We start from the raw sequence: 19,287 nt of genomic DNA on the forward strand, positions 1-19,287 counted from the left end.
TCTACAAGCGAGTAGAAGCATAGGGTGGCCCATGACGCCGCAGGTGATGTCATGGGCCTCGGCGCGCGTAGGTCCGAGAAGTGCCGCAGGGTCTGCGGCGCCCAAGGACTTGACCAGCTTGCTTTGCTTGTCCTTTACCATGGGGTCAGGGCGCCGACGCCCTCCCGTACCGACCGACAGAAAAGGAGCCAGGACCCGCAATGGGTGAGCCTCCCAGTACCAGCCGTGCCAAGCCCCGCCCACGCCACGACTGTGAGGGAACGGGGGTGGCACGGTGACCGAGGTCCTGCTGCTCCTGCTGGCCCTCCTGCTGACCCTGGTCTGCGCGGTGTTCGTCGCGGCCGAGTTCTCCCTCACCACCGTCGAACGCGGTGACCTGGAGCGCGCCGCCACGGCCGGTGAGCGCGGCGCCGAGGGCGCGCTGAAGGCGGTACGCCGGCTGACGGTCCAGCTGTCCGGCGCCCAGCTCGGTATCACCGTCACCTCTCTGGTGATCGGCATGCTCGCCGAGCCGTCGCTCGCGACGCTGCTGCGCGGCCCGCTGGAGGGGATCGGCCTCGGCGGCGCCGCGTCCCCCGTCGCGACGGTGCTGGGCGTGGTCGTGTCCACCGTGGTGCTGATGGTGATCGGCGAGCTGGTGCCCAAGAACTGGGCGATCTCCCGCCCGCTGGCCGTCGCCAAGGTGGTGGCCGGCCCGCAGCGCGGCTTCACGGCAGCCTTCGGCCCGTTCATCAGCCATCTGAACGGCACGGCGAACCGGTTCGTCCGCCAGGTGGGCCTGGAGCCCGCCGAGGAGCTGGCCTCCGCCCGCAGCCCGAAGGAGCTCGTCGCGCTGGCCCAGCACTCGGCGGCCGAGGGCGCCCTGGAGGCCGACTCCGCGGAACTCTTCGTACGGACCCTGCACCTCGCCGAGCTGACCGCGGAGAACGTCATGACCCCGCGGGTCGACGTCAAGGCCCTGGAAGCGCGGGCCACGGCCGCGGACGCCGCGAACCTCACCCACGCCACCGGCCTGTCCCGCTTCCCGGTCTACCGGGGCGGCCTGGACGACGTCATCGGCAGCGTCCACATCCGCGACGTGCTGGCGCTGCCGCCGGAGAAGCGCGCGGTCACGCCCGTCACCGAGCTGGCCACCGACCCCCTGCTGGTGCCCGACAGCCTCCCCGCCGACCGGCTCCTGGTGCGGCTGCGCGCCACCCGCACCATGGCCGTGGTCATCGACGAGTACGGCGGCACGGCGGGCGTGGCGACGATGGAGGACATCGTCGAGGAGGTCGTCGGCGAGGTCCGCGACGAGCACGACCCCGTCGAGGTGCCCGACCTGCTGCCCACCCCGCGGACCGCGGACGGGCGCGCCGCGTGGGAGGCGGACGGGTCCGTCCGCCTCGACCAGCTGGCCGGGATAGGACTGTCGGCACCCGAGGGGCCCTACGAGACCGTGGCCGGACTGGTCGCCACCCGTCTCGCGCGCATCCCCGCCAAGGGCGACGTCCTGGACCTGGACGACGGCTGGCACCTGGACGTCCTCGACGTCGAGCACCACCGCGCCGATCGCGTCCGCATCCTCGGCCCCGCCCGGGTGGAGGTCCGCACGGCCACGTCGCGGAAGGTGAAGGGGGAGCTGTCCCGATGACCGTGCTGCAACTCGCCATCGGCGCCCTGACGCTGCTGACGAACGCCTTCTTCGTCGGCGCGGAGTTCGCCCTGATCTCGGTCCGGCGCAGCCAGATCGAGCCCCACGCGCAGGCCGGGGACACGCGGGCCCGGATGACGATGTGGGCGCTGGAGCACCTCTCCGCGATGATGGCCACCGCCCAGCTCGGCATCACCGTCTCCTCGCTGGTGCTGGGCGCCGTCGCCGAACCGGCCATCGCGCATCTGATGGAGCCCGCCTTCGAGGCGGCCCACGTCCCGCACGGCCTGGTGCATCCGATCGCGTTCGTGATCGCGCTCGCCGTGGCGACCTATCTGCACATGCTGATCGGGGAGATGGTCCCGAAGAACATCGCCCTGGCGGCCCCCGTCCCGACCGCGCTGCTGCTCGGCCCGCCGCTCGCCGCGCTCACCCGCGCCCTGCGTCCGGTGGTCTTCGGCATCAACGCCTTCGCCAACGCCCTGCTGAAGCTGCTGCGGGTCGAGCCGAAGAACGAGGTCGAGTCCGTCTTCACCGACGATCAGCTCGCCCGTATGGTCGTCGACTCCAGTGAGGCCGGGCTGCTGTCGCCGGCCGACGGCGAGCGGCTGCGCGACGCGCTGGAGCTGGGTACCCGTCCGGTGGGCGAGATCCTCGTCCCCGTGCCCCGGATGCGCACGGTCGGCCACACCGTCACGCCGGACGAGCTGGAGCGGGTCGCGGCCGAGGCGGGCTTCTCCCGCTTCCCGGTCACCGGAGCGCACGGCACTGTGCTGGGCTACCTGCACATCAAGGACACCCTCGGCGTCGCCGACCGCGACCGTCCGTTCCCGCGCGAGGCGCTGCACCGGGTCACCCGGGTCCGCATCGACACCCCGCTGGACGACACCCTGACCGCCCTGCGTGCCGACGGCAGCCACCTCGCCGCGGTGACCGGTCAGAAGGGCGCGGTCCTCGGCTTCGTGACGATGGAGGACGTGCTGTCGGAACTGGTCGGCCCGGCACCCGCGAGGTCCTGACCCGACCGGGCGGCCGTCCCACGACGGCCGCCCGGCGGCTACGGCTCAGCAGCCGCCGCAGTTGTAGTAGGTGACGTCCCAGTGGTTGCCCTCGTCGGCGTAGATGTTGCCGGAACCGGACCGCCACTGGAGGGCGCCGTCGCCCCGCGGGCCGATGTAGGTGAACGTGTTCTTGATGTAGTTGCCGACGCACGCGTACTTGCTGTAGTCGAGCTTGTAGCCGTTCCAGTGCGAGTACGTCCCCGAGGCGTGCCCCGTCTCCGTACCGCCGGTGATGTTCAGCGCACAGCCGCTCGCCTGCCTGAGCGTCTGGGCGCCCTGGGCGCTGGCGAGGTTGAGCTGCTCGAAGGACGTACAGGTCGGGTTGTTGCGGTTGGAGCAGCCTCCGGAGGACGACCAGGTGATGCCGGACTGCCGGAACATCGAGGTCGCGGTCGCGTGACTGATCTTGGTCGCGGCATGTGCCGAACCCGCGCTGCCGACGACCACGGCGCCGGGGGCGACGACGAGCGCGAGCGCGGTCAGCACGGATCGGACCTTGAGCGCTTTCATGGGCTGGACGGTCTGCATGGGGGAACCTTCCTGCGCGGGGCCATGAACGCTGTGCTGCGGGGGGTGGCGGGGCAGGTGGAGCAGACCGCATCGTGCCCGAGGTCTACGCGCGTGCACCAGAGGGCAAAGGGGCACGAACCGTCCCCGGATCCCGACGACCGTGCCGACGGGGCCGGTGGCCGGTGGCTCGGATCGGGTCTCAGTGACGGTCGCGGGCGTTCAGGCGGGGGCGGCCCGGCGGGTCAGATGGTCGCGGTCGGCGAGGCCATGGGCACGTCGTTGACCGCAGCCGGAGCGCCGCGGTAGTGCTTGAGCAGCAGGTACTTGGCCATCGTGGTTCTCCTCCTCGGTGCCGCGGCCCGTTCTGGCCGCGTTCACCCCGGGGACGGAGCCGGTCACGGGTTCTCGACATCGCCGCTCGGGTTCTTCTGGACTTCCTCCGTCCGCGTGCGCCTCCGTCAGGGGAAGTACGACTCCAGCGTGCCGCGGCGCCGGACGTCGAGCGTCGCGCAGTGGAACGAGCCGCCGAACGGCGCGTAGTGCAGGAGGTCGCAGGGGATCGGCTCGAAGCCCCACTTCTCCAGCGCGCGCAGCATCTCCGTGTGATTCCGCTCCGCGATGACCCGCTTCTCGTCGACCATGAGCACGTTCATGCTCAGCCACTTGCCGCACATCGAGGTGACCCTCAGCAGCCGCTCGTCGATCGGACTGGGTTCGGGAGCGACCAGGATCTCCCAGGAGCGCAGGACGTCGGGCAGCCGGTCGACATCGACGTACTCGGGATTGACCAGTGCCTTGCCGGGCGCCAGCAGCACGAACGTCGTGTCGATGTGCATCGGCGTGCGGCAGCGGCTCTCGATCTCGTGGACGCGGTAGCCGGTCCCGAGATGGCGGCGCAGCCAGGCGATGCCCATCCGGTTGGTGACGTTGCTCCGGGTGACGAACAGGTCCCGCCCCGCCCGCACGAAATCCGCCGCGTCGAACACCGGCTCGAACTCGGTGAGGATGTGGCGCAGCGGCTCGCCCGGCTCGGGGATGCGGAAGTCGGGCTCGAACAGTTCGTCGGTGAGCTGCGGCTTCGGTGCCGCCGTCCAGCGCGCGCCCCGGCGGAAGTAGTCCTTGAGGATCGCGCGGTAGGAGTGGGTCTCGAAGTAGCGGCACGGCCATGCCATCGGCGTCTCGATGATCTCGTCGCCGATCACCAGCAGGCTGTCGCGCGGACAGGTGTTGCAGAACCCGCGCGACGACCAGTCGGGGGTGCCGTAGCGCCTCCCGTGGTCGACGGCGTCCGGGCGCCTGACCGTGACGTCGAGCGACTCCAGGAGGGCGATGAACCCGTCCAGTTCCCGCTGTGCCCGCTCGATCAGGACGTCCGGGTACTTGAAACCGGCGGCGAGCCGCTGGAACCGCGCCGCCCAGGGCGGGATGTTGCAGGTCACGACCGGGTGCCCGGAAGGGATCGTGGCGCCCTCCAGGCGCCCGACGATGATCTCCTCCAGCGGATCCCACTCGTTGTGCGAGCTGACCGGCAGGGCGAGCGGCTCCTCCGCGGCGATGTCGGTCCTCTGTGCTACCGCCATGCTCAACCGCTTTCGATCGCGGAATGGTGATAACTCAATATAGCCACTCCATTACCGAAGGTGAACGCGAGAGTCTCTCAGTCGATCACCGCGGTGGCTTCGATCTCGACCAGGTGCTCGGGCACGTCCAGCGCCGCGACACCGATCAGCGTGCCCGGCGGGACCGGGGTGCTCCCCAGCCTCGCGGTCGCCCGGGCGACACCTTCCAGGAACCGGGGCATCTTGTCGGGGGTCCAGTCGACGACGTACGCGGTCAGCTTCGCCACGTCGTCGAAGGAGGCGCCGACGGCGGCCAAGGCGGTGCCGACGTTGAGGTAGCACCGCTCGACCTGCGCGGCGAGGTCGCCCTCGCCGACGGTGACCCCGTCGGCGTCCCAGGAGACCTGCCCGGCGACGAAGACCAGCTTCGAGCCGGTCGCGACGGACACCTGCCGGTAAGCGTCGATCGTCGGCAGTCCTTCGGGGTTCACCAGGGTGACGGCCATGTCGCGGTCTCCTCGTCCTCGGAGCGCTGTGCTCTCCTGTGGTTACCCGGAAACCGTAGGAGAGCATGTGCTGACATGGAAGAACGCACTTTTCCGTGACGGAGGAACCTTGTGGTGACCCCGCACTGAACGGACCCGTGCGCCTGGTTCCGGCTGGTGGGGCGCTGGGGCGGGTACGGGGAGGGAGAGGGGGCGATGCATCGATTCGCAAGGCCGGCGGGCCGGGGAAGAAGTTGATGTCGATGATCTCCGACATGGTTCTGGTGCCCACTGACAGCGCGATGCTCCCGGGCGACCTCGTCGTCCCGGCGTCCGCGCACGCGGTGGTGTTGTTCGCGCACGGGAGCGGCAGTTCCCGGCACAGCCCGCGCAACCGGATGGTCGCCGCCGAACTGCGCGCGGCCGGGATGGGCACGCTGCTGATGGACCTGCTCAGCGAACGGGAGGAGCGGCACGACGCGCTGACCGGCGAGCACCGCTTCGACATCGCGTTCCTGGGCCGGCGGCTGGTCGCCGCCATCGACTGGCTGGACACGCAGCCCGACGCCCGAGGGCTCCCGGTCGTCATCTTCGGCGCCAGCACCGGTGCCGCCGCCGCCCTGGTCGCGGCCGTCGAACGCCCGGACCGCGTCCTGACCGTCGTGTCGCGGGGCGGCCGGCCCGACCTGGCCGGCGAGGCGCTCGGCGCGGTACGGGCGCCGGTGCTGCTGATCGTCGGCGGTGAGGACCACGAGGTGCTGCGGCTCAACCGGGAGGCGGCCGGCCGGCTGGACGCCCCGCACGCACTGCACGTGGTGCCCGGCGCGGGTCACCTGTTCGCGGAGCCCGGGGCGCTGGAGGACGTCGCCGCTACCGCCCGGCACTGGTGCGACGCGCGGCTGCGCGCGGGACGGGACCGGGCGCCGGGAGGGTGAGGACGTGGGCGGGGAACTCCACCGGCAGGCCCGGCACAGCCGCCCGCCCCCGCCCCGACGCCTAACCCCGACCGCGCCACCCGCTTCCGACACCTGCGCGCCTGCCCGCGCGCCCGCCTGGCACCGTGCCGTGTCAGGCGGGCAGGGAGGCGAGCCACTCGATCAGCAGCCGGCTCACCTCCTCCGGGCGTTCCTGCTGGATCCAGTGACCGCAGCCCTCCAGGACGTGCGAAGCGACCAGACCCGGCAGGGTCGTGGGGAAGGCGTCGATCGCCGCCGCGAGCCAGGCGGTGGAGGCGTCCTGGGCGCCGCCCACGAACAGCGAGGGCTGGGTGACCGGGGCGCCGTCCTGGTCGGCGAGGTCCTCCCAGTCGCGGTCCATGTTGCGGTAGCGGGACAGCGCCCCGGTCATGCCGGTCCGCTCGAACTCCCCGGCGTAGAAGTCCAGATCGCGTTCGCTCAGCCAGGACGGCAGCCGGTCCGCCGGGAACCGGTCCCGCATGCGTCCGCCGGGGCCGACGAAGTGCGGGTCCGGAGCGCCGGGCGCGGGCATGGTCTCGGCGGACAGGGCGGCGTAGATGCCCGCGAGCCAGCCGCGCACGTCGGGCTCGATCTCCGCCTCCGCGCGGCCGGGCCGCTGGAAGTACGAGACGTAGAACTCCTGGTCCGGTCCGCCCAGCCGGGTGAAGACCTCACTGGGCCTCGGTCCGCCACGCGGGGCGTAGGGCACGCTGAGCAGCCCGACCGCACGGAAGACGTCGGGGCGCAGCAGTGCCGAGTTCGCGGCGACGGCTGAACCCCAGTCGTGGCCGACGACCACCGCGGTCCGCTCGCCGAGCGCGTGCACGACCGCGGCGTTGTCCTCCACCAGGTGGCGCATCCGGTACGCCTCCACCGCCTCGGGCCGGGAGGAGCGCCCGTAACCGCGGACGTCCAGGGCGACCGCGCGGTAGCCGGCCGCGGCCAGGGCCGGCAACTGGTGTCGCCATGAGTACCAGGACTCAGGGAAGCCGTGTACCAGCAGGACCAGCGGACCGCTGCCCTGCTCCACGAGATGGATCCGGCCCGCGGGGGAGGGCAGCAGGTGGTGGGTGAGGCCGATGGCGTTCGTGTGGGGCATGGATCCTCCGGGGAAGCCGATGGGACGGCCGGTGCGGCTGCCGTTGCCGTGGCGCTCCGGCCGAGGGCGCCGTGCAGTGATCCTTCTGGGGCCCGCCCGTCCGAAGCGAGTCCGGTTGCCGCTTCGGCAAGAGAATGCGCTTGTGAACATCCGAGGGAAGGTGGCGACATGGCACTGCAGCATCCCGCCGAACGCGGCGACGGCAGGCGTGGACGGTTCGAGCGGTTCGCCGAGGCGGCCTCGTTGTTCACCAGCTCGCCGGTCTTCTTCGGCGTCTGCCTGGTCATGGTCGCCGGAGTGGTCGTCACCCACCTGTCGAGCGTCGGCCTGGAATGGAAGGTCTTCGCCGGCGAGGGCATGACGGCCGTGACCCTGTTGCTGCTGGCCCTGCTGAAGAACTCCGAGCAGCGGGCGGAGTGGGCTCTTCAGCGCAAGCTGGACGCCATCGCCACCGCCCTCATCGAGTCCCATCTGGGCGACAAGGACAAGGCGTTCGAGGACCTGAAGTCGGCGATCCGGCTGGAGGAGGAGACCTGACCCTCCCTGGGCGGGTGCATAGGATCACCGGCATGGCACTGCGACCCGTTCAGGTGAACATCAAGGCACGGGACGGTTTGGCGGTCGGCCGGTTCTGGGCGGAGGCACTCGGCTGGAGCGTCCACCGGCCCGGGGTCACGACCTACGTCGGACCCCCCGGCGGCCTCGTCTGGCCGCATCCGGAGGCCGTCTGCGTCGACGTCGTTCCCGTCCCGGAACCCAGGTCGGTGACGAAGAACCGCGTGCACCTCGATCTCGCCACCACCTCGGACGCCCATCGGGCGGAGCTGGTCGCCCGTCTGCGGGCCGCCGGCGCGACGCCCGTCCAGGTGGGGCAGGGGGAGGTGCCGTGGACGGTCCTGGCCGACCCGGAGGGCAACGAGTTCTGTGTGCTGGAGCCTCGGGAGGTCTACCGGGACACCGGGCCGATCGCCCGTGTGGTCGTCGACTGCGTGGATCCGCGGGCCATGGCCCGGTTCTGGGGCGAGGCGACGGACTGGACCCTGCACGAGGTGACCGACGCCCGCGCGGTGCTGCGCTCCGCCAAGGGCACGGGCTCCTACCTCGAGTTCGTCCGCACGCCCGGTGGCAAGTCCGTGCCGGACCGCGTGCATCTCGACCTGCTGCCGTACCCCGGCGACGACAAGGCGGCGGAGGTGGCCCGGCTGCGGGACCTCGGCGCCACCGACCTCGACCTCGGCCAGGGCGACGTTCCCTGGACATGCCTGGCCGATCCGGAGGGTCACGAGTTCTGCGTCCTCGCCGCGAACTGAGGCGGCCGGTCCACGGCGCGACGCGCTCGAGGCGTCGTCGGACGCCTGCGGTAGTCACCCGGGGACACGCCCAGGACCCTCTTGAAGGCGACGCTCAGCGCGCTCTCGGACCCGTACCCCACGGAGCGCGCGATGGCGGCGAGGGTCTCACCGCCTTCCCGCAGGTGCCGGGCCGCGAGCTCGATGCGCCACCGCGTGAGGTACTCCAGCGGCCCCTGACCGACCGTCGCCTTGAAGCGGGAGGCCAGGGTGGACCGTGACACCGCCGCGGAGCGCGCCAGTTCGGCCACGGTCCAGGGCCGTGCCGGATCGCCGTGCAGGGAGGTCAGTGCCGCGGCGACCACGGGATCCCTGAGCCCCGCCAGCCACCCGGACACCGCATGCGGTTCACGCGCCAGGTGCAGCCGCAGCACATGGACGAGCATGACCAGGGCGAGCTGCTCCGCCACCAGGGCCGAGGCCATCGGCCGGTGCGTCAGCTCCTGGTCGATCGAGGCCAGCGCCCACTGCACGGTCTCCGCGTGCCGGGTGCCGGCCGGGACGTGGACGACCGGGGGCAGCCCGTCGAGCAACAGCTCCTGGGCGCGGGCGCCGAAGGAGAAGGCGCCGCCCATGAGGTGGACCTCGTCGCCCTCGCCGGTCCTGGCGATGCCGCCCTCGGTCCGGGCGAACACGGGACCGGCGGGGACGGGTTCGGCCTCCAGTTCGCTGCGGAGTGTGAAGGGACGCTCACGGGTGAGGAGGTAGCAGTCGCCCTGCGCCAGTGCGATCGGCTCGCCGATGCCGTCGACCTCCAGCAGGCAGGAGCCGCGCCGGACGGCGTTGAACTTCACCGGCTCGGGGGCGTCGAACCGCACCGCCCAGCGCCCACCCGCCACCAGGCCCGCGGACAGCCGACCGCGTGCCTCCAGCAGGGTCAGCACATCCTCCAGAGGATCCACGACACACACCCAACCCCTGTGCTGGACGATGGCTAAAGAACGTAGGACTCTCCATCATAGAGCGTCCAGCGGGCTCGCCGTAGCGTGGACGTATGACGACGAACCCCCAGGCCGACGCCCACGCCCGTGCCGGCAGGCGCACCGGGACCGACTCCGGCCTCCTGACCACGCCCTTCGCCTCCCACGCCCGCGCGGAGGAGGTGATCGACGGAGTGGATCTCACCGGACTGCGCGCCGTGGTGACCGGCGGTGCCTCGGGCATCGGGGCCGAGACCGTCCGGGCCCTGGCCGCCGCGGGAGCGGAGGTCACGATCGCCACCCGGCGGCCGGGCTCCGCCGAACAGCTCGTCCGGGAGTCGGCCGCCGTCCACGGAGAGGGCCGGGTGCGCGTGGAAGCCCTCGATCTGTCCGATCCGGCCTCGGCAGGAGCCTTCGCGCGAGCGTGGCGCGGCCCCTTGGACATCCTCGTCGCGAACGCCGGGATCATGGCCCTTCCGACGCGGACCCTCACCGCGGGCGGCTGGGAGACGCAGCTGGCCACCAACTACCTGGGCCACTTCGCGCTGGCCACCGGACTGCACACGGCTCTGCGGGAGGCAGGCGCCGCCCGTGTCGTGGTCGTCAGCTCCGGCGCCCACCTGGCCCAGCCGTTCGACTTCGAGGATCCGCACTTCGAGCGCCGCCCCTACGACCCCTGGGCGGCCTACGGTCAGTCCAAGTCCGCGGACGTCCTGTTCACGGTCGGGGCCCGCCGCTGGGCGGCCGACGGGATCACGGCCAACGCGCTCAACCCCGGTTACATCCTCACCGGACTGCAGCGCCACCTCGACGACGACACCATGCGCGCGTTCGGTGTGATGGACGACGAGGGGAGCGTGAAGCCGCTGCCGTACTACAAGACACCGGAACAGGGGGCCGCCACCTCGGTCCTGCTGGCCGCCTCACCTCTCCTGAAAGGCGTCACCGGCCGCTACTTCGAGGACAACCAGGAGGCACGGACGGTCCGGGGCGCGGAGGAGCGGCCCGGCGGGGTCGCCGTCCATGTGCTCGACCCGCAGGCCGCGGACCGGCTGTGGGACTACGGCACGCGGGCCCTCCGCACCGCGTGACCACCACACCACGCCGCGCGGCGGGGCGCCGGCCGTGCGGTCAGTCCGCGTCCGGCGCGTCGACGACGGCGCCGTTCTCGTCGAGCATGTGGGTCCGCCAGTACACGTCCCACTTGTCGTCGACCTGCTGCGGCACCTTGCCCTCCGGGTAGCGCACGTATCCCGCCGGGGGCTCCTCGCCGTTCGGGACGCATGCCGAACCGGTCCCGTTCACCGTCGTGACCGGGTACTCCTCGCTCGCGCAGATGTCCTCCCTGTACTCGAGGGAACATCCCGTGAGGGCCACGACCGCGGCCGAACCTGCCAGGGCGGCGGCCACCCGGAGCCCGCGGGGGCGCGGGGCGGCGGCGGGCCGGCGGACACTGCGGGGCATGCGCATGATTCACTCCAGTCGCTCGGTCTGACACCACTCTCGCCGGTGGGGCCCGCCGGGCCCTGAGTACGCGTACTCACACGCGTATGCGCGGATGCTCAACTCCGCGCGGACCAGGGGCTGGAGGGCATTCGGCGCCCCGAAGCGGACCGCCGCCCCGGCCTGGAGAAGGCGGGGGCGGCGGGAGCGGGCGCACGGCGCCGATCAGGTGCGGTAGGCGTAGTACGCGGCGTTCGGGTAGGACGCGATGATGCTGGCCACCGACCGGCGGTATGTGTTGGTCGAGTGGTACGTCAGGTACGGCACGCCCTGGCTGCTGCGGTACGTGACGATCATCGTGTGGTCCTTGGACCCGTTCTTGTCGAAGTCGACCTGGAGCACGTCGCCGACGTCCATCTGGTAGACGTTCGCGAGGCTGGTGACGCGCTTGGAGTTCTGCGCGAACCAGGACCACTCGTTGACGCCGACGAACGAGTGCGACTGGATGTCGGCGGTGCCGAACCAGCGGGTGTAGTCGTACACGTAGCCCGGCACGTGCTTCCAGCCGCCCGCCTTCAGGGACTGGCTGACGAAGTTGGTGCAGTCACCGCCCGCGCCCTGCCCGTTGAAGTTCGGGTAGGCCGGGTTGTAGTTGCTCCAGTACTTCTCCGCGTAGGCGGCCATCGCCTTGTAGTCGTAGCCGCTCGCGGTGAAGTTCTTCGGCTTGGACGGCGCGGGCCGTGTGGTGGCCGCGCGCGGGGCGGCCGGCGTCGTGTTGCCCGCCTTGGCCTTGGTGGCGGCCGCGACACTCGGCGTGGCCGTCGTGTTGACGGCGAGACCGCCGTCGTCGGACTCACGGATGTCCGTCAGCCGCCAGTCGCCGTCCCGGTCCGCCTTGAACGTGAGCTCGTGGTGCGCCTCGAACCCGGTCGTCCTCGGCTCGTCACCGCGGACCTTCTCGTATGTCAGGGTGGTGGTCTCGGTGACCTTGACGACCGCGTGGCGGCCCTTGACGCTGGTGTGGTTCAAGGTGACGGACGTGTTCGCCGCGCTGTACTTCTCGCCGAGCCGGGCGAGGCCGTCCTTGCGGTCGCCGAGCCGGTCCACGGCGGCGTCCTCGGTGCGGGCGGCTCCGGAGGAGACCGCGACCTCACCGGAGAAGCCGTCGATCAGCGGCTTCTTGCCCTGGGCGGGCTTGTTCACCAGGGCGTTGGTGCGGTCGGTGAAGACCGCGTCGGCCAGACGCTGGAACGTGGCCTTCGTCCTGGCGTCGACCTCGGGATCGACCGGGGCGGACGCGCCCGCGGTCCAGTTGGGCAGCAGCGCGGCGCCCGCGGCGACCGAGGCCGCGGCCGCCGTGAGTATCGACGCACGCCGCCGCGTACGGCTCAATTTCCTTGACTTCACTGATGTTCCCCTCTTCCCCCGGCGGAGGTATGCCGAGGTAAGCGGCATCCTTGCACGGCCTGTGTGACCAGTGTGAAGGGGGTTGCGGCCCTGGCGGGGCGGGAGTTACCGGACTGTCATCGCCGTCCACCGGGCCCGGCGGCACGTCACTGAACGACCGTGGACCAGTCCGGGGACTGCGCCGGGTCCAGGCTGCGCAGCCGCTCCAGGGTGGCCGGCTTCTGCGCGTCCATCCAGTCGGCGAGCTCTTTGAAGGACACGCACTTGACGTCCTTCTTGGTGCAGACGGTCTCGATGAGCTCGTCGACGGCGTTCATGTAGATGCCGCCGTTCCACTGCTCGAAGTGGTTGCCGATGAACAGTGGCGCCCGGCTGCCGAAGTAGACGCGGTTGAAACCGGCCATGTAGGCGTCGATGGTCTCCTGCTGCCACTGCGGGTACATGGCCGGGTCGCCGTCGGTCTCACCGTCGGACTGGTTGTAGAGGAAGTTGAAGTCCATGGACAGGCCCTGGTACTTGCCGCCCTCGTACGGGAGCATCTGGAGCGGAAAGTCCCAGATGCCGTTCTTCTTCGTCGGCCAGATCTGGAAGTCGCCGGCGGAGCTCGCGTCGTAGCGCCAGCCGTAGTCCTTGGCGGCCTTCAGAAGGTTCTCCTGGCCCTCCAGGCAGGGGGCGCGGCCACCGGCGACGGCCTTCCTGATGTCGAAGGGCAGCGGGTCGAGGTCCGTGTACCCGGTGTGGGTCTTCCACTTCTCCACGAAGTCGTAGAACTGGTCGATCTCGCTCTTCCACTCCGCGACACTCCAGTCGCCGCCGCCCTGCGCGCCGCAGAAGTGGCCGTTGAAGTGGGTACCGATCTCGTTGCCGTCGAGCCAGGCGCCGCCGAGCTGCTCCAGCGTGGTGCGTATGTGCTCGTCGGTGGGGAAGCTGATGGCCGCGGTCCCCTTGTCGTGCTGCGGCGGCGAGTAGACGTCCGTCTTGCTCTTGGGCACCAGGTAGATGCCCGTGAGGAAGAAGGTCATGTGGGCGTCGTACTTCTTGCCCATCTCGCGGTAGTGGGAGAAGAGCTCGTCGTCGCCCTGGAGGGCGCCGTCCCAGGAGAGGACCACGAACTGGGGCGGCTTCTCACCGGGTTTGAGCGGCACCGGCTTCAACTGGTTCTTCTGCGGGCCGGTGAAGGACGTCGAGCCGTCGCCGAGCACCTTGGTCCGCCCGTCCCACGGCTCCTCGGTCTCCCGGGAGCCCGCGTTCCGTTCCTTGTCCTTGGCCGAGGCGGTCGCGGCGGTGTTGCCCGTGTTGGACAGCACCAGGTACCCCCCGACGAGGGAGGACACCGCGAGGAACGCCGCCAGGGTGATGAAACCCGGGCGGGCGGCGGGGCGGCGCGGTTCGCGGGCCTTGCGGCGGCGGCCCGACGGCTGTTTCATCTTGCGGCTCAATCTCTCGGGGACAGGGGCTGGCCTGCCGGTCGCGTCGGTGGTCAGTCGAGCGGACTCATGGCACGTGACCAGATGCCGTACGGGACACTCTCGGTTGCGGTTTCCGTTCCGTCCAGGCCCTGGAGCGGCAGGGGCTCGAGACTCTTCTTCAGATCGATGCGGTAGACGACGACGGCCGTGGCCACCCTCTTGGCGCTGCCGACGTACCAGGCGGCGGTGTCGTCCTCGGTCGTGCCCACCTTCCCGGCGACCTCGGCGTCGGCGGGAGCGGCGTCCGGGTGGGCGGTGCGGAACGCGTCGGTGAGGGCGGACTGGACCTCGCCGGCGGTGTCGGCGCCCATCGCGCGACGGTTCGGCGCCGGGGTGAGGGCGACCCTGTCGCCGTTGTGGGTGATCCTGCGCACCGAGTAGGGCTCCGTGTGCACGCCTTCGGCGACGAACGTGGCGTAGCCGCTGGCCATCCGGATGGCGCTGGGGGTGGAGCTGCCGGTGGACAGGGCCGGCACCTGGGCGCCCATGCTGGAGGACAGCAGCCCCGACGCCTCGGCGGTGGAACGCACCTTCTCCAGCCCGGTGTCCATGCCGAGCTGCATGAAGGGGGTGTTGACGGACTGCGCCAGCGCCTGGTGCAGGGAGATCTGCCCGTAGGACCTGTCACCGTCGTTGCGCGCGGCGACCTTGCGTCCGCTGCGGTCCCAGTACGGGCCCTCGGGCGTCGTGACGGGCACCTTGTTGTTACCGTCGTAGAGCGACTCCCCGGTCACCTCGGTGACCTCGCCGTCGCGGGACTTGCGCACCCCGTGCTCCAGTCCGGCGGCGTAGACGAACGGCAGGAACGCCGAACCGGCGGGCACGGTGGTGGCGTTGGACTCGTTGTACCCCTGCGTACGGTGGTCGGGGCCGCCGTAGACGGCGAGGATCCGGCCGTCCGAGGCGATGGACGCGGCACCGTAGTGGGCGGCCCCGGCGAGCTTCGGATGATCCTCCTTGGCCTGCTTGCGGGCCTTGGCGACGGCTTCGGTGAGCTGTGCCTCGCGGTGCTTCTCGAAGGTCGTGTAGATCTGGTAGCCGCCGAGGTCGAAGTCCTTGTCGGAGATGCGGGCGGTCTTCTTGGCGTACTGCGAGGCGAGTTCGACCAGGTAGTCGCTCTGCTCACCGGTGTCGTAGAGCGGGTTGCTCTTCAGCGGCTCGGGGAACGTCCGGTACGTGGCCCGCTCTCGCGCCGAGAGCTTGCCGATCGCCACCATGCGGTCGAGGGTCCATGACCAGCGCTCCACGGCCCGGTCGTGGTTGGCCTTGCCGAGCGTGGGGTCGTACAGGCCGGCGCCCTTGAGCAGGGAGGAGAGGAAGGCGGCCTCGCTCGCGTCGAGCTCGCTGACGTCCTTGCCGTAGTAGGCCTGGGCGGCGCGCTGGATGCCGTACGTGCCGCGGCCGAACCAGCTGGTGTTGAGATAGCTCTCCAGGATCTCGTCCTTGCTCATCCGGTTGTCCAGCTTGAGGGCGATCATCGCCTCGGTGAGTTTGCGGGTGAGCGTCTGGTCCTGGCTGAGGTAGACGTTCTTGACGTACTGCTGGGTGATGGTCGACCCGCCCTGGGTGTCGCCCCGGCCGAGGGTGCGGAAGAGGGCCCGGGAGATGCCCTTGAAGGAGATGCCGGGGTCGCTGTAGAAGCTCTCGTTCTCGGCGGCGAGCACCGCCCAGCGCACGTCCTCGGGGACGTCCTTCAGGGGCATCGCCTGTCGTTGCACCCAGCCGGTGCGGGCCATCGGCGTGCCGTCGGCCCAGAAGTACACGTTGTCCTGCTGGGTGGCGTAGGTGTTGAGGTCGTCCGGGATGTCGGTGGCGGCGTAGGCGACCACCAGGAACAGCGTGCTCAGGCCGAGGGAGGCGAGGACGCCGCCGACGGACTGGCGCCAGGAGGGGATCCAGCGGCGCCAGTCCTCGCGGCCCGGCCGGGGGTACTGCGGGCGCAGCCGGCGGGCGTAGGGGCTGAGCCGGGTGACGAGGGGGCCCAGGCGGGCGGCCAGGAAGCCGAGCAGGACGGCGAGGCGGGGGCCGAGGACCGCGGTGAGGCGGGCGGCGGGGGAGGGGCGTGGGGCTTTGCGGCTGCGACGGGCGGACGTGCCGGACATGCCGGACGCGGCCTGGTCGGTGGCGGTCTCCTCGGTGATGTCACCGGCTGAACCGGAAGTCCCGGGTATGTCGGACCCGTCGGGTATTCCGCCTTCGGGTACGCGCAGTTGCATGGTCTCGTCCGCGGCGGGCCGCGGTGGCGGCGCCGGGACCTTCAACTGCATAGTGGCGTCAGGCTCCAGAGGCTCCTCGTCGCCAGCCTGATCGCGTTCCCCCTGACCTTCCTGGGCCACGACTGTGCCTCCCTCCGCACTTCATGTTGCTCGCGCAGGCAGACCGTACGGACGTACGAGGTGGGATGTTGTTGCCGCGGCAGCGGCCGCAAATCCTGACTCCCCCTCCCCGACCTCGCGGGGTATCGCGGCGCTCTCAAATTACCAGCGTCCTTCGCGAAGTCTCCACACAGAACCGGGCGGAACTGGTCACTTCTGATGTGACGGAAACCTCAGTCGGGCAAGGCAACCATCTGGCCCTCAGGCCCGTGAGGCCCTGCCGAGGGGCCTGGGTGCGAGCGCCGGGGCGACCGGACTTTCCGATGGTGGACGGTTCCCGAGCGGGGGCGGCGGACGGTACGAAGGTCCGGCCGCGGACCTGGAACGACGGCGGCGCGTCGGCGCACCTGTGGGCCTGCCCCACCGGAGCCGGCCGGAAGCGGACCCTTTCCTGACGAGCCGTCACCCGGCTGACGGGGAACCCTGACCCGCTCCCGGCGGCGTTCCTACGCGCCGGGCGCGAGGCGCTGTTCGGCCCAGGTCAGCTTGCCCTCGGGGGTGTGGCGCGTGCCCCATCGCCGGCTGAGCTCGTCCACGAGGAGCAGTCCCCGGCCGCTCTCGTCCGTGCTGCGGGGGCGGCGCCTGCGGGGCGTGCTGTCGCCGGTGTCGTGGACCTCGCAGGTCAGTGTCCGGTGACGGATCAGACGGAGACCGACGGGGCCGGTGCTGTGACGGACGGCGTTGGTGACGAGCTCGCTCACGATGAGCTCGGTGGCCCAGACGTGATGCGGCAGGCCCCATTGCGTCAGCTGCGCGGCGGCCAGGGCGCGGGCGTCGCGGACGGCGGAGGGATCGGCCGGGAACTCCCAGGAGGCGACCTGCTGCGGACCGAGTGAGTGGGTGCGGGCGAGCAGCAGGGTGACGTCGTCGCACCAGTTCCTGGTGGGCAGGGCGTCCACGGCGGACGAGCAGAGCTCCTCCAGTGAGCGGCCCGGACCCGCGAGGACGCTGCTCAGGCGTTCCATCCCGACCTCGACGTCACGGTCGCAGGCCTCGATCAGTCCGTCGCTGTAGAGGGCGAGGACGCTTCCCTCGGGGAGTTCGAGGGTCACGGACTCGAAGGGGACGAGGCCGACGCCGAGCGGTGCTCCGGTGGGCAGGTCGGGAAAGGTGACGCCACCGCTCGGGTCGATGATCGCGGGCGGCGGATGACCGGCGCGCACCATGGTGCACCGGCGGGTGACCGGGTCGTAGACGGCGTACAGGCAGGTGGCGGTCATGGTGGCCAGGTCCGTCGCGTCCGCGTCGTCCTCCTCGGCGAGGCGTGTGATCGTGTCGTCGAGGTGGGCCAGCACCTCCTCCGGGGGCAGGTCCAGGTCCGCGAGGGTGCGGACGGCGGTGCGGAGCCGGCCCATGGTGGCGGCCGCGTTGATGCCGTGCCCGACGACGTCGCCGACGACCAGGGCGAGGCGGGCTCCGGACAGCGGGATCACGTCGAACCAGTCGCCGCCGACGCCGTGGTGACTGTCGGCGGGCAGATAGCGCCAGGCCACGTCGGCGGCGGTGCCGCCGCTCACGTGGTGGGGGAGCAGATGGCGTTGCAGGGCGAGGGCCGCCGAGCGTTCGCGGGCGTACCGCCGGGCGTTGTCCAGGGACAGCGCGGCCCGGCCGACGAGTTCCTCGGCCAGGAGCAGGTCGTCCTGTTCGAACGGCCCGCGCTCCTCGGTCCGCAGGAACATGGCCACGCCCAGCACGTCCTCCCCCGCCCGGATCGGGACGACCAGCAGGGAGTGCACTGCGTCGCCGTGGCCCCGCCGTGCCTCGGCCGTGCCGAGACGGTCGGCTCCGGCACGGCAGGGGGCGTCCGGGAGGGCGGGCGGGAGATGAGGCGCTCCCGACCCCAGGACATGGGTGATGGACGACACCGGTGGGACGAGGAACGGTTCCACGCCCGCGAACGGGGCTTCGGTCGCCCTGTGGTGGACCGAGGCGAAACCCGCGCGGCGGAGGGTGGGGACGCGCCCGCGCCGCGGGCCGGGGTGGGTCGAGGGGCCGGTGCCGAGGGGGACGTCCTCGGTCAGGTCGACGGTGGCGTGGTCGGCGAAGAGGGGTACGGCGAGGTCGGCCAGTTCCTGTCCGGTGCGCAGGACGTCGAGGGTCGTGCCGATCCGTTTGCCGGCCTGCCCCAGGATCGCCAGGCGGTCGCGCGCCCGCCGGCTGTCGGTCACGTCCACGCTCACGACGCACACGCCCAGCGCCCGGCCGGCCGCGTCGTCGAGGCGGAAGAGGGAGGCCATGAAGGTGGGTTCGTGGCGCCGGCGCGTCGGGCCGAGGGCCTGGAACTCCACGTGTGTCGCCCGGGAGCCGCTTTCGAGCACCTGGCGCATCAGCGCCTCCAGGGTCTCGGCCTGCGGTCCGGGCGCCGCCTGGGTGAGCGTTCGCCCGCGCCGCCGCTCGGCGGGGATGCCGTCCCCGGCGCCCTGGGTGTCGCTCAGCCAGGCGCAGCGGAGGTCGGCGTCGCGGATCACCACACCGATCGGCACGTCTTCACAAGTGTGCGGGGCGGCCGTACCCGCCTCCGGTGGCGGTCCGTGCGCCGGCCAGGGGGGAGGCGCGGTCGCGTCCGTCGCCGAGACGACCCACCGGAGGCCGCCGTCCTGTCCGGACAGCGGCTGTGCCCACAGGCGCACGTCGATCGTGTGGCCGTCGCGGTGGCGGAGGGTGGTGACGGCGGACCGCCGTGCGGGCGCGCGGCCGGCTGCCAGGTCCGCGGCCTTCGCCCGGGCCTCGGCCGCCGCGAGCAGTTCGGTGGCCGAGCGGCCGACCACGTCCGACGCCGTGTGGCCGACCAGCCGCTGGGCTGCCCGCGTCCACCCGACCACCGTCCCCTCGGCGTCCAGCAGGGCTATCGCCGCCCCGGCCGTCTGAAAGGCCGTCTGATCGGGAGTGACTGCCGTCTGTGCGAGTTGTTCCATCGGCTGGTCCTTTCGTGTCCGTGCGGGGGACGGTGTGCCGAGCGCTCTCTTGACCGGGTGCGACGCGATCAGGTGCCGCCGGGCAGGGGGCCCGCGACCGTGGCCG

Annotated in this window: 16 protein-coding genes and 1 pseudogene; 6 read left to right on the top strand and 11 right to left on the bottom strand. The window is 71.4% G+C overall.

Features of this window, described 5'->3' with window-relative positions; all coding sequences use genetic code 11:
* The first annotated feature begins 274 nt into the window (after window positions 1-274).
* Together ACWCPM_RS13625 and ACWCPM_RS13630 are read left to right on the top strand one after the other, a co-directional pair.
* Window positions 275-1,633 carry a hemolysin family protein gene (locus ACWCPM_RS13625; RefSeq protein ID WP_450976320.1) on the top strand — a complete coding sequence of 453 codons (1,359 nt, stop codon included), beginning with the start codon at window positions 275-277 and terminating at the stop codon, window positions 1,631-1,633.
* Window positions 1,630-2,652: a hemolysin family protein gene (locus ACWCPM_RS13630; RefSeq protein ID WP_450976321.1), complete on the top strand. Its 1,023-nt coding sequence runs from the start codon at window positions 1,630-1,632 to the stop codon at window positions 2,650-2,652. The genes ACWCPM_RS13625 and ACWCPM_RS13630 overlap by 4 nt, the downstream gene beginning before the upstream one ends.
* Window positions 2,653-2,697: 45 nt before the next feature.
* Here ACWCPM_RS13630 and ACWCPM_RS13635 read toward each other — a convergent pair whose 3' ends face one another.
* The 4 genes and pseudogenes from ACWCPM_RS13635 to ACWCPM_RS13650 form a co-directional block, all read right to left on the bottom strand.
* Window positions 2,698-3,222 carry a hypothetical protein gene (locus ACWCPM_RS13635; RefSeq protein WP_450976322.1) on the bottom strand — a complete coding sequence of 175 codons (525 nt, stop codon included), beginning with the start codon at window positions 3,220-3,222 and terminating at the stop codon, window positions 2,698-2,700.
* Window positions 3,223-3,470: 248 nt separating this feature from the next.
* Window positions 3,471-3,536 (bottom strand): annotated as a pseudogene (locus ACWCPM_RS13640) (YciI family protein); the annotation flags it as partial.
* 126 nt (window positions 3,537-3,662) lie between these two features.
* Window positions 3,663-4,784 carry an amidinotransferase gene (locus ACWCPM_RS13645; protein ID WP_450976323.1) on the bottom strand — a complete coding sequence of 374 codons (1,122 nt, stop codon included), beginning with the start codon at window positions 4,782-4,784 and terminating at the stop codon, window positions 3,663-3,665.
* A gap of 77 nt (window positions 4,785-4,861) precedes the next feature.
* Complete coding sequence (locus ACWCPM_RS13650) at window positions 4,862-5,269, bottom strand: RidA family protein (RefSeq protein ID WP_450976324.1); 408 nt, start codon at window positions 5,267-5,269, stop codon at window positions 4,862-4,864.
* Window positions 5,270-5,511: 242 nt separating this feature from the next.
* On the opposite strand from ACWCPM_RS13650, the gene ACWCPM_RS13655 reads away from it, so the two are divergent.
* A complete protein-coding gene (locus tag ACWCPM_RS13655) occupies window positions 5,512-6,183 on the top strand; it encodes a dienelactone hydrolase family protein (RefSeq protein ID WP_450976325.1) in 672 nt (223 codons plus the stop codon).
* A gap of 133 nt (window positions 6,184-6,316) precedes the next feature.
* Here ACWCPM_RS13655 and ACWCPM_RS13660 read toward each other — a convergent pair whose 3' ends face one another.
* On the bottom strand, window positions 6,317-7,303 hold the full coding sequence (locus ACWCPM_RS13660; protein WP_450976326.1) for an alpha/beta fold hydrolase: 987 nt from the start codon (window positions 7,301-7,303) through the stop codon (window positions 6,317-6,319).
* A 168-nt stretch (window positions 7,304-7,471) separates the two neighbouring features.
* Between ACWCPM_RS13660 and ACWCPM_RS13665 the strand changes: the two genes are divergently transcribed.
* Window positions 7,472-7,840, top strand: coding sequence for a low affinity iron permease family protein (locus ACWCPM_RS13665; RefSeq protein ID WP_450976327.1), 369 nt, complete (start codon window positions 7,472-7,474; stop codon window positions 7,838-7,840).
* Window positions 7,841-7,872: 32 nt separating this feature from the next.
* Window positions 7,873-8,613 carry a VOC family protein gene (locus ACWCPM_RS13670; protein WP_450976328.1) on the top strand — a complete coding sequence of 247 codons (741 nt, stop codon included), beginning with the start codon at window positions 7,873-7,875 and terminating at the stop codon, window positions 8,611-8,613.
* Here ACWCPM_RS13670 and ACWCPM_RS13675 read toward each other — a convergent pair.
* Window positions 8,583-9,554, bottom strand: coding sequence for an AraC family transcriptional regulator (locus ACWCPM_RS13675; protein WP_450976329.1), 972 nt, complete (start codon window positions 9,552-9,554; stop codon window positions 8,583-8,585). The genes ACWCPM_RS13670 and ACWCPM_RS13675 overlap by 31 nt on opposite strands.
* A 92-nt stretch (window positions 9,555-9,646) precedes the next feature.
* Between ACWCPM_RS13675 and ACWCPM_RS13680 the strand changes: the two genes are divergently transcribed.
* A complete protein-coding gene (locus ACWCPM_RS13680; RefSeq protein ID WP_450976330.1) occupies window positions 9,647-10,663 on the top strand; it encodes an SDR family NAD(P)-dependent oxidoreductase in 1,017 nt (338 codons plus the stop codon).
* 40 nt (window positions 10,664-10,703) lie between these two features.
* Here the strand turns inward: ACWCPM_RS13680 and ACWCPM_RS13685 are convergent, their stop codons facing one another.
* The 5 genes from ACWCPM_RS13685 to ACWCPM_RS13705 all read right to left on the bottom strand — a co-directional run bounded on the left by ACWCPM_RS13685 (window position 10,704) and on the right by ACWCPM_RS13705 (window position 19,181).
* A complete protein-coding gene (locus ACWCPM_RS13685) occupies window positions 10,704-11,036 on the bottom strand; it encodes an SCO0607 family lipoprotein (protein ID WP_450976331.1) in 333 nt (110 codons plus the stop codon).
* Window positions 11,037-11,240: 204 nt separating this feature from the next.
* Window positions 11,241-12,422: an amidase domain-containing protein gene (locus tag ACWCPM_RS13690; RefSeq protein ID WP_450976332.1), complete on the bottom strand. Its 1,182-nt coding sequence runs from the start codon at window positions 12,420-12,422 to the stop codon at window positions 11,241-11,243.
* Window positions 12,423-12,568: 146 nt separating this feature from the next.
* On the bottom strand, window positions 12,569-13,849 hold the full coding sequence (locus ACWCPM_RS13695; protein WP_450976333.1) for a hypothetical protein: 1,281 nt from the start codon (window positions 13,847-13,849) through the stop codon (window positions 12,569-12,571).
* 53 nt (window positions 13,850-13,902) lie between these two features.
* Window positions 13,903-16,158, bottom strand: coding sequence for a transglycosylase domain-containing protein (locus ACWCPM_RS13700; protein ID WP_450976334.1), 2,256 nt, complete (start codon window positions 16,156-16,158; stop codon window positions 13,903-13,905).
* A gap of 554 nt (window positions 16,159-16,712) precedes the next feature.
* Window positions 16,713-19,181 (bottom strand): SpoIIE family protein phosphatase, encoded by a 2,469-nt coding sequence (locus ACWCPM_RS13705; protein WP_450976335.1) that lies wholly within the window; start codon window positions 19,179-19,181, stop codon window positions 16,713-16,715.
* Window positions 19,182-19,287: the final 106 nt, after the last annotated feature.

The organism is Streptomyces sp. NPDC002309 (assembly GCF_053593375.1).